General features: G+C 72.6%; 9 protein-coding genes. 1 reads left to right on the top strand and 8 read right to left on the bottom strand.

The window, feature by feature from the left end:
• Positions 1-80: 80 nt before the first annotated feature.
• On the bottom strand, positions 81-1,616 hold the full coding sequence (locus tag ACQEVG_RS23760; protein ID WP_432987193.1) for a cell division protein PerM: 1,536 nt from the start codon (positions 1,614-1,616) through the stop codon (positions 81-83).
• A 116-nt stretch (positions 1,617-1,732) separates the two neighbouring features.
• Between ACQEVG_RS23760 and ACQEVG_RS23755 the strand changes: the two genes are divergently transcribed.
• Positions 1,733-2,977, top strand: a complete 1,245-nt coding sequence (locus ACQEVG_RS23755; RefSeq protein ID WP_432987191.1) for a sigma factor-like helix-turn-helix DNA-binding protein — start codon at positions 1,733-1,735, stop codon at positions 2,975-2,977.
• A gap of 105 nt (positions 2,978-3,082) precedes the next feature.
• On the opposite strand, the gene sucD is transcribed toward ACQEVG_RS23755, so the two are convergent.
• The 7 genes from sucD to ACQEVG_RS23720 all read right to left on the bottom strand — a co-directional run bounded on the left by sucD (position 3,083) and on the right by ACQEVG_RS23720 (position 12,343).
• The gene (sucD, locus tag ACQEVG_RS23750; RefSeq protein ID WP_432987189.1) at positions 3,083-3,967 is read right to left on the bottom strand and encodes a succinate--CoA ligase subunit alpha; all 885 of its coding nucleotides are present in this window, start codon (positions 3,965-3,967) and stop codon (positions 3,083-3,085) included.
• A gap of 21 nt (positions 3,968-3,988) precedes the next feature.
• Positions 3,989-5,167 carry an ADP-forming succinate--CoA ligase subunit beta gene (gene sucC, locus ACQEVG_RS23745; RefSeq protein ID WP_432987187.1) on the bottom strand — a complete coding sequence of 393 codons (1,179 nt, stop codon included), beginning with the start codon at positions 5,165-5,167 and terminating at the stop codon, positions 3,989-3,991.
• Positions 5,168-5,519: 352 nt separating this feature from the next.
• Complete coding sequence (locus ACQEVG_RS23740) at positions 5,520-6,629, bottom strand: hypothetical protein (protein WP_432987185.1); 1,110 nt, start codon at positions 6,627-6,629, stop codon at positions 5,520-5,522.
• A 106-nt stretch (positions 6,630-6,735) separates the two neighbouring features.
• Complete coding sequence (locus ACQEVG_RS23735) at positions 6,736-7,530, bottom strand: hypothetical protein (RefSeq protein ID WP_432987183.1); 795 nt, start codon at positions 7,528-7,530, stop codon at positions 6,736-6,738.
• A 126-nt stretch (positions 7,531-7,656) separates the two neighbouring features.
• Positions 7,657-8,847, bottom strand: a complete 1,191-nt coding sequence (locus ACQEVG_RS23730) for a VWA domain-containing protein (RefSeq protein ID WP_432987181.1) — start codon at positions 8,845-8,847, stop codon at positions 7,657-7,659.
• Positions 8,844-11,234, bottom strand: coding sequence for a DUF5682 family protein (locus ACQEVG_RS23725; protein ID WP_432987179.1), 2,391 nt, complete (start codon positions 11,232-11,234; stop codon positions 8,844-8,846). Before ACQEVG_RS23725 ends, ACQEVG_RS23730 begins: the two co-directional genes overlap by 4 nt.
• The gene (locus tag ACQEVG_RS23720) at positions 11,231-12,343 is read right to left on the bottom strand and encodes an ATP-binding protein (protein WP_432987177.1); all 1,113 of its coding nucleotides are present in this window, start codon (positions 12,341-12,343) and stop codon (positions 11,231-11,233) included. Before ACQEVG_RS23720 ends, ACQEVG_RS23725 begins: the two co-directional genes overlap by 4 nt.
• Positions 12,344-12,434: the final 91 nt, after the last annotated feature.

The raw sequence follows: 12,434 nt of genomic DNA, 5'->3' as shown, positions 1-12,434 counted from the left end.
CGCGCCGCGAAGCCGCCGCACGGGCCGGGGGTCCGGGGGGGGCTGCCCCCGGTTACGGGAAGGGGCGGGGAAGGTCCCTCCTACGGTGCCGACGCCTCCCCTGGCGGCTCCGGCTCGGCCGACGGCTCGGCCCCTTCGGCCGGCAGCGGCTCCGGCGCCGGCTCGGGCGGTTCTTCCGGCAACGGCAACGTCACCGGCACCGGCACCGGCGCCGACGGGCTCTCCCCCCAAGCCCCGATCGGCAGGAAGTCGTACGACTCCTCCGCCTCGTCGTCCAGAGCGTCCAGAACGTCCAGAGCGTCCAGATCCGACGGCTCGGGCGGACCAGGCGGATCGGGCGGACCCTCCCCCACCGGCACCACCCGCCCCCTCATCCGCCAAGCCCGCACCCCCAGCGCCCCCGGCACCCCGATCACCGCCGACCACACCACCGCCGCCGCGCCCGTCAGCCACCATGCCGGGCCGAACGCCGCCAACCGGCCCGTGCCCAGCGGACCGCCCGCTGCCGCCGCCAGCAGGGCCGTCAGCACCCCGCAACCCACCGCACCCAGCAGCCCCCTCAGCGCGGTCTCGCGGACTCCCCGCTGCTCCACCGTCCGTACCGTGAACCACGCGACCACCACCCCCGCCACCACCGGCACCGCCACCGCCGCCCAGTTCAGCGCCGTCCCCCGCCCCTCCGCCGGGACCGCGGCCAGCAGCGGGAAGTGTGGCAGCGCCGGATCCCCGACCAGCGCCAGCGGTGTCGCCGTCGCACCCGTACCGAGCGCGAAGCCGGGGCCGAGCCCGTACGCCGCACCCCACACCGCCGCGTTCGGCACCAGCGCAAGACTCAGCAGTAGCACCCCGAACCGCCCCGACCAGTCCTCCGCCAGGTGCAGGAACGAGTCCTGCGCCGCGTCCGCGTGGCACACCAGCGAAGCCGCGACCAGCAGCGCCCCGCCCCCGACCAGCGTCAGCGCCCCGGCCGCCGCGGACCGCAGCGCGACGCCCACCCGGGTGCGGGCGGCCTCCTCCCGCAGCCGCTCGGGCAGCCACCCCGGCAGCGGCCCGAGCGGTCGCCCGCTCGCCGTCCAGACGCCGGCCGCTGCCGCGCACACCGTCACCAGTGGCAGATGCAGGACCGCGCTCAGCGGATTCACCGTCAGCGGACCGCTCGCCGCATAGCCCGCCACCGCCCCGCCGACCAGCAGATATCCCGCACTCACCGCACACAGCGCGCCCCGCGCCGACGGCCGCGGCCGCCCCTCGTCCGGCTCCAGCGCATCGCGCGTTGCCCGGTGCGCCAGCCAGGCCGGCAGCGCGGCAAGGAGCAGCGGCACGACACCGACGGGCGCCGGGTGCCCGGAGAGCGTTCCGGCCCGTACCAGCTCCGTGCCGTGGGCGAGGAGCCACAGTCCGGCCGCGGCATGCAGCGCCTCGGCCGGACCGCTGTCCGGATACGGCGAGCTGATCCACAGCACCGTCACCAGGACGGCCAGCGTGCCGAGGCCGAGCCCCGCCGCGGTCGCCCCGCGCACGACGGCCGCGGCCAGCGCGGGCGCACGACCCCCCTGTACGACGGCCGAGGCGTGCGGCGGCGACATCGAGGGGCTGTGCTCGGTCACATGGGTCACCCGGCCATGCTGCCAACGACACGCGCTTTACCCACGTAACAGGTGATTACCCGTTGTGTCGCTCAAGATACGTTTATGTACTTTTACGCCGAGTGCACTGCCGCGGGGAGCCCCTCATGACTCAGAGCACCACACGCTCCGCCACATCCCCCCTGCCTTCCCCCGGGGAACGGCGCAGACTGCGCGAGGCGTCCGCCGTGAGCGAGGAGGAGGTCGCGACAGCACTCGGCGTCACACGGGCGACCGTCAGATCCTGGGAGAGGGGCCGCACCACCCCGCGGGGGCGCAAGCGCGAGGCGTACGCCAAGCTGCTCGCCGCGTGGGCAGACCAGCCGGACACGCCCGCGCAGCAGTCCCCGAAGTCGCCCGCCCCCACAGCCACAAGCGACACGCAGCCGCCGGCTCGCTCCCGCCGGCCCAGGCAGTCGCACGCGACCACCCGGCCCAAGCCCGCCGCCAAGCGCGCGGACAGGCCGCCCACGGTCCCTGCCGACCCGACGCCGCCGCACACCGCCCAGCCCAGAACACCGGCCCGTGCCGCCGACCCGCCAAGGCCTCCCGAGCTCACCGCCGACGACGCTTTCGACGCGCTGTACGCATTCGCCGCCCCCGCCCTCGTACGCCAGACCTATCTGCTCACCGGCCGCCGCCGGCTCGCCCAGGAGTCCGTCGAGCGCGCCTTCCACCTCGCCTGGCAGCGCTGGCCCGAGGTCGCCGTCGACAGGGACCCCGCGGGCTGGGTGCGGGCGGCCGCGTACGACTACGCCATGTCCCCCTGGCAACGGCTGCGGCGCACCCACCGCGCCCCCGACAGGCCACCCGTGGAGGGGGGCCGGAGCGAGCTCCTCGACGCACTGCTCGAGCTGCCCCCGTCGTACCGCCGCGCGCTGCTGCTCTACGACGGCGTCGGCCTCGATCTGCCGGAGACGGCCGCCGAGACCGAGGCGAGCACCCCGGCCACCGCGAACCGCGTGCTGCACGCGCGCGAGGCTCTCGCCGAACGCCTTCCAGAGCTGGGTGTGCCCGAGACGCTGCACGAGGAGCTGACGGCCCTCGCGCTCGCCGGCCCGCTGCCACAGCTGCCGGCCGCCGAGGCCGTACGCACGGGCAGCGAGCGCAGGGCCCGGTTCTGGACGCGGGCCGCCATCACCGTCACCACGCTGATCATCGGTGCCACGATGTTCACCCTGGTCAACGCCCCGACTCGGTACGAACCGCCGCTCGCCCCGGGCCAGGAGGTCGGCGGCGTACCGGCGCACTACGGTCCGGAGGCTCTGACCGCCCGGGACAGGCAGCTGCGCGCAAAGCTGCTCGCCGAGCCGGAAGCCGGCCCCGAACGGCTGGTACCGCAAAGCCGCTGAACATGCGCGTGGGCCCGCGTCTCACGAAGAGACGCGGGCCCACACCTGTGCGTACTGCCGTACTGCCGTACTGCCGTGCTGCGAAGATCAGGCGCCGAGCTGTGTTTACAGGCCGAGAATGGCGCGCGCCAGCTTGGCCGTCTCGGTCGGCGTCTTGCCGACCTTGACGCCCGCGGCCTCAAGGGCCTCCTTCTTCGCCTGGGCCGTGCCGGAGGAGCCGGAGACGATGGCGCCGGCGTGGCCCATGGTCTTGCCCTCGGGTGCGGTGAAGCCCGCGACGTAGCCGACGACCGGCTTGGTGACGTTCTTCGCGATGAAGTCCGCCGCACGCTCCTCGGCGTCTCCGCCGATCTCGCCGATCATCACGATCAGCTCGGTCTCCGGGTCGGCCTCGAACGCCGCGAGGGCGTCGATGTGCGTCGTACCGATGACCGGGTCGCCGCCGATGCCGACGGCCGAGGAGAAGCCGATGTCACGGAGCTCGTACATCATCTGGTAGGTCAGCGTGCCGGACTTGGACACGAGACCGATACGGCCGGGCTTGGTGATGTCGCCCGGGATGATGCCGGCGTTGGACTGACCGGGGGTGATCAGACCGGGGCAGTTCGGGCCGATGATCCGGGTCTTGTTGCCCTTGCTGACCGCGTACGACCAGAAGGCGGCGGAGTCGTGCACCGCGATGCCCTCGGTGATGACGACGGCCAGCGGGATCTCGGCGTCGATGGCCTCGACGACGGCGGCCTTGGCGAAGGCCGGCGGCACGAAGAGGACGGAGACGTCGGCCCCGGTCTTCTCGATCGCCTCGGCGACCGTGCCGAAGACCGGCACCTCGGTGCCGTCGAAGTCGACGCTGGTGCCCGCCTTGCGCGGGTTGACGCCACCGACGATGTTGGTGCCGTCACCGAGCATGAGCTTGGTGTGCTTCATGCCCGTGGCACCGGTCATGCCCTGGACAATGACCTTGCTGTCCTTGGTGAGGAAGATAGCCATGGCTGTGCTGAACCTCGTCCCTTACTTCGCAGCCGCGAGCTCGGCGGCCTTGTCGGCCGCGCCGTCCATGGTGTCCACGCGCTGAACCAGCGGGTGGTTGGCGTCCGACAGGATCGTGCGACCCAGCTCCGCGTTGTTGCCGTCGAGGCGCACGACCAGCGGCTTGTTGACTTCCTCGCCCTTGGAGGCGAGCAGCGCCAGGGCCTGGACGATGCCGTTGGCGACCTCGTCACAGGCGGTGATGCCACCGAAGACGTTGACGAAGACGGACTTGACGTCCGGGTCGCCGAGGATGATCTCGAGACCGTTCGCCATGACCTCGGCGGAGGCGCCGCCACCGATGTCGAGGAAGTTGGCGGGCTTCACGCCGCCGTGGTTCTCACCGGCGTAGGCGACGACGTCGAGGGTCGACATGACCAGACCCGCGCCGTTGCCGATGATGCCGACCTCGCCGTCGAGCTTGACGTAGTTGAGGTTCTTGGCCTTGGCAGCAGCCTCGAGCGGGTTGGCTGCGTCCTTGTCCTCGAGCGCCGCGTGCTCGGGCTGCCGGAAGTCGGCGTTCTCGTCGAGCGAGACCTTGCCGTCGAGGGCGATGACACGGCCGTCGGCGACCTTGGCCAGCGGGTTGACCTCGACGAGGAGCGCGTCCTCTTCGATGAAGGTCTTCCACAGGGTCACCAGGATGTCGGCGACCTGGTCGGCGACATCGGCCGGGAATTTCGCGGCCGCGACGATCTCGCGGGCCTTCGCCAGGTCGACGCCCTCATTGGCGTTGACCGGGATCTTCGCGAGGGCTTCGGGGTTCTCCTCGGCGACGACCTCGATCTCGACGCCGCCCTGGACGGAGGCCATGGCCAGGAAGGTGCGGTTGGTGCGGTCGAGGAGGTACGAAACGTAGTACTCCTCGGCGATCTCCGGTGCCGTCTCGGCGAGCATCACCTTGTGGACCGTGTGGCCCTTGATGTCCATGCCAAGAATCTGGCCGGCCTTCTCGACCGCGTCAGCCGGGTCGGAGGCCAGCTTCACGCCGCCGGCCTTGCCGCGGCCGCCGACCTTCACCTGCGCCTTGACGACCGACCGGCCGCCCAGACGCTCGGTCACCTCGCGCGCCGCCTCAGGCGTGTCGATGACTTCACCGGCCAGCACCGGTACACCGTGCTTGGCGAAGAGGTCCCTCGCCTGGTACTCGAACAGGTCCACGCGCGTCCGTCCCTTTTCTGATGATCGCGGTTCGTTGTCTGCGTGGGCGTGCCGCGAAGGGCAACGTGACTGCGCTGTCACAAGGGAGGCGTACACGGTTGTCCGAGCACGCGGCATGTCCGTCTCGCAGGTTATCCCCGTGGGCCGTGGGTCCCTAAATCGCAGATCACACCTGGGCGGTGATACCGGTCACAGACTGCACAGGTGGCTGCGCTGTACGGAACCGGGCGGTCCCCACCCCAATGGAGACCGCCCGTGAGCATCGGACCCGCCTGTCAGATGCACTCCGTCAGCTGCAGGGCTTGCTGATGCAGGACTCGCTGATGCGGGTGCCTGAATCAGATGCCCCGAATCAGATGCTCTGGGTCAGGTGGGACGCGTAACTCGGAGTGATCGAGGAGGCCGCGCCCTGGGCACCGGAGACGGCGTTGCCGGCGAGCGGCGTCGAGTGGGCCGTGCCGTACACGTCCTGCGCGAACGGCTGGGCCTGGTGGGCGACACCGCCCGCGAACGGCGTCACATCGCCGGCCACACCCTGCGCGAAGGTGCTCGCGCTGCCGCCGACGCCGTACGTGAGCGGGTGGACGTGGTCGACGACGGTTTCGACGAGCGGCTGGACCGCACCGACAACCCCGCCCGCGAAGGGCTGGACCTCGGAGACGACGCCACCGGCGAACGGCTGGACCTCGGAGACGACACCGCCCGCGAACGGCGTCGCATCGCCGACGACACCCTGCGCGAGACCGCCCGCGTCGCCGACCGCCTGACCGGCAACCGGGAGCACGCCGCTCACAGCACGGGCGGCGATGGGCGGCAGGGTGTCCTGCGCGGCGGCGTCGGCGAGCGGGGTGGCGGCGGCAACGGCGCCCTGGGCCCGGTATCCGGCCTGGGCCGGGGCCTGCTCGAGGTCCGGCGCGAAGGCGGAGAGCGGGCCGAACAGGTAGTCGATCTCGTCCTGAACGTCGGTGCGGGCTACGGACTGGGCCTTGCCCTTGGCCTGGGCGGCGCTGCCGGCGGCGGTGCGCTGAGCCTGCGCGGCCGTGCCCGTCGCCTTGCCCCTGGCCTGGGTGGCCGTGGCGGTGGCGGTGCGCTGAGCCTGCGCGGCCGTGCCCGTCGCCTTGCCCCTGGCCTGGGTGGCCGTGGCGGTGGCGGTGCGCTGAGCCTGCGCGGCCGTGCCCGTAGCCTTGCCCCTGGCCTGGGTGGCCGTGGCGGTGGCGGTGCGCTGAGCCTGCGCGGCCGTGCCCGTCGCCTTGCCCCTGGCCTGGGTGGCCGTGGCGGTGGCGGTGGAGCGCGCGTCGGAGGCGGCACCCGTGGCGTCCTGGACGGCGTCGGCCGCCTGGTCGGGCGTGGAGAGCGGTACGGAGACGTGCACCTCGTCGGCGCTGGCCGCGGCGGTGCCGATGGCCCACATGCCGCCGGCCGTGGCGGCGACGGCTATGGAACGTCGAATGTTCTTGTGCATGCTGAGTCGAATCCTTCGAATGAGTTCGGCTGTCCGGAACTATCCGGTTGGCGGGCAGACCTGTCCCGCCCCCGCGCGGCAGGTCTTGAGCGGGGGAAGGGCTGCCCTAGCCGGGGAATTCGAGGATGTCGCGCGGTCGTTCGCGAGTCGGCGCATCCGCCGCCGCCCGGACCGCGCCGGAGCCGAGCGCGACGGGCCTGCCGCACGCACTCACCGCCGCGTGCTGATCTCCCGTACGCGGGGTGTGCGTCTCGGTGGACTGCTGCAGCGCGCCGGGTATGGAGTTGCAGGGCGTGCCGGGGACTTGCTCGGGCGCCGGTGCCGACGCGGGCTGCGCGTGCGGGACTTCGCCGAGGTGCCGGCCGAGTGCACCGTCGTACGCGTCGGCCGGGCCGACCACGACGGCGGAAGCACCGGAAGGCCGGGCCGGGTCTGCCGCACTTGCGAGGTGCTTCACCGTGAACCCGTCCGAAGGCTCGTCCACGGGCCGGTCAGAGGGCCGTTGCGGGTGTCCGGGGTCCGTACCGCCGCCGGCGGACGGCAGCGGTACGGGAAGGAGCTCGCCCGGTGTGCCGGTCACCGGCTCGACCACCAGCCGTACGGCGTCCTCCACGGTGCCCGCGACCGGCTGCACCGCCTCATGTACGGACCCCACAGGCACAGCGGACTTCGCGGCGTCGACGGAGTCCGTTGCCGCGCGCCGCAGTTCTCGCGCCGGAGCCGGCCGGGCCGACGGCGCCGCGCTCACCTCGGTGTCGGCCGACACCTGGGAGGCCCGGTCCGGCAGTTCGGCCGCCTGCGCCTGTCCGCCGTAGAGGAAACCGACCGTCAGCAGGCCCCCGAGGAACAGCATCACCCGCAGCACACACCGACCGCCGACCGCCCTGCGCAGTACGCACAAGGCAGCAGCAGAACGAGCAGCTGCGGCAGTCACGGTGAGGGGGCCTTCCCGGTCGGCGGAAGCGGACCTTCCGCGGGGATCCGGATGATGCTCGCACGAACCTCCCGGGTTGGCGCAAGTCCCACGTTACTGATGGGTCACCATGTCCGGTATGGGTAGTGGCCGCTTCTCGATCGCGGCCGCCATCACCTCCGGGAAGAGGTCGGGCGTACACGCGAAGGCCGGTGCGCCCAGCGCCGCGAGCGCCGCCGCGTGCTCGCGGTCGTACGCGGGCGTCCCTTCGTCGGAGAGCGCGAGCAGCGCCACGAACTGCACGCCGGACGCCTTCATCGCCGCGACCCGCTTCAGCATCTCGTCCCGTATGCCACCTTCGTAGAGATCGCTGATCAGTACGACGACGGTGTCGGCGGGGCGGGTGATCTGGGACTGGCAGTACGCGAGCGCCCTGTTGATGTCGGTGCCGCCGCCGAGCTGGGTGCCGAAGAGGACGTCCACCGGGTCGTCGAGCTGGTCGGTGAGGTCGACGACGGCGGTGTCGAACACGACGAGGCGGGTGGCGATCGAACGCATGGACGCCAGGACCGCGCCGAAGACGGATGCGTAGACCACCGAGGCGGCCATCGAACCCGACTGGTCGATGCAGAGGACGACGTCCTTCTTCACCGACTGTGACGCCCGTCCGTATCCGATCAGCCGCTCGGGCACGACGGTGTAGGCACCTTCGTTTTCAGGAAGCGGCAGATAGTTCCTGAGGTTGGCCCGGATGGTGCGGTCCCAGTCGATGTCCCGGTGGCGCGGGCGGTTGATCTTCGCCGATCGGTCCAGCGCACCGGTGAGGGTGGAGCGGGTGCGGCTGGCGAGCCGCTTCTCCAGGTCCTCGACCACCTTCCGTACGACCGCCCTGGCCGTCTCCTTGGTCGTGTCGGGCATCGCCTTGTTGAGGGAGAGCAGGGTGCCGACGAGATGGACGTCCGCCTCGACGGCCTCCAGCATCTCCGGCTCCAGCAGCAGCGTGGACAGACCGAGCCGGTCGATCGCGTCGCGCTGCATGACCTGGACGACGGAGCTGGGGAAGTACGTACGGATGTCGCCGAGCCAGCGGGCGACGGACGGGGCGGACGCCCCGAGCCCGGCCGTGCGGCCGCCGCTGCGGCTGTCCGCGCTCGTGCGGCCGCTGCCGTCGCCGTAGAGGGCGGACAGGGCGCCGTCCATCGCCGCGTCCGTCCCGGCGAGCGTGCAGCCGGTGCCGTCGGCGGAGTCGCCGCCGAGCACCAGCCGCCAGCGACGCAGCCGCTCGTCGTGCGCGATCTCCGTCATCGGGCCACCCCCACAAGGTCGTTGTCGTCGATACCGAGAAGCAGCTGGAGGACCGGCAGCACCGCGTCCGCCCGCTCCGCGTCGAGGCCCGCGCCGAATCCGGGCACGCCCGACTCCTGGTGTGGGTGGCCGCCCGCTGCCGGGCCGCGCCTGACCAGCTCGCCGAGCGTGCGGCGCACGCCCGGTTCGTACGCCGAGAAGGTGCGGCGCAGCAACGGCAGTACGTCGGTGAAGGCGTCCGCAGGCACCCCGGTCAGCCAGGCGTCGACGAGCCCGAGCAGGCGCTCGTCGTGGACCAGGAGCATCCCGCCTCCGGACGCGCCGCCGACGAAGCCCTCGATCCAGGCGGCCGCTTCGGCCGGCGGCGTGCCGGGCGAGAGCGCAAAGGCCATCAGCCGCGCGGCCTCGTCCTCCTCGAGCCGGCCGTCGTCCAGCAGCAGCCGGGCGGCCCGGCCGCGTATCACCCCCGGCACCGTGTCACGGGCCGCGAGCCGGTGCAGTACCGAGCCCCAACGCTCGCCGAGCTCCTGGGCCTTGGGCAGCAGGCCGATCGCGGTGTGCACGGCGTCCAGATGGCTCCGCATCTCGGCGGCGCCGTCCGCGTCGAGCCCCGTGCACGCGGGGGGCAGCCCGACGCAGATGCGCTCGGCGAGCCCGGCCGCGACCTCGCCGAGGGCGGCCGTGTCCGTGGACCGTACGTCCCCGTACCGCAGGGCGCGGGCCAGGGCGGGCAGCGCCTGGGCGAGATGGCCGACATCCGCGTCCAGCGCGGCCCGGTCGGCGAGCGCCCGCATCACCACGGGGAGCGCGTCGGTCAGTTCGGCCAGCAGGCAGTGCTCGGCGAGCGCGGTGACGTCGGCGAGGGCGGTCGCCGACACGGCCTTGTTCTCGGCCTTGGCCGTGGCCGCGGAGAGCACCGTGGTGCCCCACACCCCGGCCTCGGCGACCCGCACGAAGAGCTCCGGCTCCCAGCGCAGCCGCCAGCTCTCCCGGAACGTGCCGGTGCTCCCCCGCCCCGTGACGGGCTCGCCCCAGCCGATGGAGAGCAGCCGCAGCCGGTGCAGCAGCCGGCTCTTCGCCGCATCGGTCTCCTTGCGCAGATCGAGGTCCAACTCGCGCTCCAGCGCCTCCGGTTTGAGGCGCAGGCTGCGCTGCAACCGGCTCAGATCGCGCTGCAGCGGCACGGCGGGCGCGGCGTCCGGGACCTCGCCGAGGACGTCGCCGACGATCAACCGGTCCCGGATCAGGTCGAGCGGAACGTCGGAGCCGTCGCACATCACGGCCCGTATGGCGTCGGTCGTCTCGGTCAGCCCGGCGAGCGGGCGGCCGCGCATGGCGGCAAGGGTGTCGGCAAGCCGCACCGCCTCGATCACATGGGCGGACGAGACCATCCGGTCCTCGTCCCGCAACAGCCGGGCGACCTTGGTCATCCAGCGCTCCACCGGCCGGTCCGGCGCGCCGAAGAGATGCCCGTACCAGCCGGGCGAGTCGATGCCCGCGCCGTAGCCGCTGTGGCGGGCGAGCCTGCGGTGCGTCCAGGGCACCCAGGTCATCTCGGCCTTGACCTTGGGCAGCCCCTTGAGGAGGGCCCTGTCGGCGGCGAGCGTGGTCTTCTCGGCGAGCGCGGGCACATGCCAGGCGCCGCAGACGACGGCGACGCCGTCCCCGAACTCCTTACGCGCGGCGCGCAGCTGGATCCGCATATGGGCCTCGCGGACGAGATCCCGGTCGTGCCCGCCGTGGCCGTACATCTCGCGCAGTGCGGTCATGGCTTCGCCGAGCGCGACAAAGGGCGCACGGGGGTCCGCGTCGTCGACCGCGGAGCCGGTCCCGGTCCCGGGCTCGGACGAGGACCCGGACCCCGAGCCCGACCCCGAGCCGCGGTGCTCGATGACGTCCTCCCACCACCGCTCGGGGTCGTCGTACCCGGCGGTTTCGGCGAGGACGGCGATGGGATCGATGCGTACGCCGCCCGGGTCGCTCTGCGAGTCCGGGTCCGCGGGCCGGTCCGGGCCGGGGTCCCGGGGCGAGGCCGGGTCCGGGTCGGCGGCCGTCTCCGCTTCCGCCAGCGCCAGCGAGTGCACCGCCGGCAAGTCGATGAACCGCACTGGCACCCCCCGCCCGAGCGCCCAGCGGATCGCCACCCACTCCGGCGAGAACTCGGCAAGAGGCCAGAACGCCGCCCGCCCCGGATCGTCCACGGCATGGGCGAGCAACGCGACCGGCGGCCGCATCTGCTCGTCCGCCGCCAGCGCAAGCAGTGCGTCGCCCTCGGGCGGACCCTCGATCAGCACCGCCGGAGGCGACGCCGCATCCAGCGCGGCCCGCACCGCCCGTGCCGAGCCCGGCCCGTGGTGGCGCACACCGAGCAGCAGTGGGCCGGTCATACGCTCACCTCACGGCAGGCGCGGTAGAAGTCCTTCCAGCCGTCCCGCTCGCGGACCACCGTCTCCAGATACTCCTGCCAGATGACCCGGTCCGCCGCGGGGTCGCGCACCACCGCGCCGAGGATGCCGGCCGCCACGTCCCCGGGTCGCAGCACGCCGTCGCCGAAGTGCGCGGCGAGCGCGAGACCGCCGGTGACGACAGAGATCGCCTCGGCCGTGGAGAGCGTGCCCGACGGCGACTTGAGCTTGGTCCGGCCGTCCGCCGAGACGCCGTCGCGCAGCTCCCGGAAGACGGTGACGACCCGGCGGATCTCCTCCAACCCCTCGGGCACGGCGGGCAGATCGAGCGAGCGCCCCAACTGATCGACGCGCCGGGACACGATGTCGACCTCGGCCTCGGGCGTCGCGGGCAGCGGCAGTACGACCGTGTTGAACCGGCGGCGCAGCGCGCTGGAGAGGTCGTTGACCCCGCGGTCGCGGTCATTGGCGGTGGCGATGAGGCTGAACCCGCGGACTGCCTGCACCTCCTGCCCCAGCTCTGGGATCGGCAGGGTCTTCTCGGACAGGATCGTGATCAGCGTGTCCTGTACGTCGGCGGGGATACGGGTGAGCTCCTCGACCCGCGCCGTCATGCCCTCGGACATCGCGCGCATGACGGGGCTGGGCACGAGCGCGTCCCGGCTGGGGCCGTGGGCAAGCAGCTGGGCGTAGTTCCAGCCGTACCGGATGGCTTCCTCGGGTGTGCCCGCCGTGCCCTGCACCAGCAGGGTCGAGTCGCCGCTGACCGCCGCGGCCAGATGCTCGGAGACCCAGGTCTTGGCGGTGCCGGGCACGCCGAGGAGCAGCAGGGCCCGGTCGGTGGCCAGTGTGGTGACGGCGACCTCGACGATCCGGCGCGGTCCCACGTACTTGGGCGTGATCACCGTGCCGTCGGTGAGTTCGCCGCCGAGCAGATAGGTGGCGACGGCCCACGGCGACAGCTGCCAGTTGACCGGACGCGGCCGGTCGTCGGCCGCGGCAAGCGCCTTCAGCTCGTGGGCAAAAGCGTGCTCGGCATGCGGCCGCAGCACCTCGGCGCCGGTGGCTGCGCCGGTTTCGGACACGGTCATGGATCCCCCTCCGGGTCGTCGGCCAGATGGTTCGGCCCGATGTGAATCCAACCGTGCACCACGCCACTGACAATCGACCGTCTGTGCAGGT

This window comes from Streptomyces sp. CA-135486, from assembly GCF_050936555.1.
Classification (GTDB): domain Bacteria; phylum Actinomycetota; class Actinomycetes; order Streptomycetales; family Streptomycetaceae; genus Streptomyces.
This window is presented reverse-complemented; position numbering and strand designations above follow the sequence as displayed.

Coding starts and splice junctions, on each gene's coding strand:
- ACQEVG_RS23740 (WP_432987185.1), bottom strand. CDS start 6,629: ATGCACAAGAACATTCGACGTTCCATAGCCGTCGCCGCCACGGCCGGC.
- ACQEVG_RS23730 (WP_432987181.1), bottom strand. CDS start 8,847: ATGACGGAGATCGCGCACGACGAGCGGCTGCGTCGCTGGCGGCTGGTG.
- ACQEVG_RS23755 (WP_432987191.1), top strand. CDS start 1,733: ATGACTCAGAGCACCACACGCTCCGCCACATCCCCCCTGCCTTCCCCC.
- ACQEVG_RS23720 (WP_432987177.1), bottom strand. CDS start 12,343: ATGACCGTGTCCGAAACCGGCGCAGCCACCGGCGCCGAGGTGCTGCGG.
- sucD (WP_432987189.1), bottom strand. CDS start 3,967: ATGGCTATCTTCCTCACCAAGGACAGCAAGGTCATTGTCCAGGGCATG.
- ACQEVG_RS23725 (WP_432987179.1), bottom strand. CDS start 11,234: ATGACCGGCCCACTGCTGCTCGGTGTGCGCCACCACGGGCCGGGCTCG.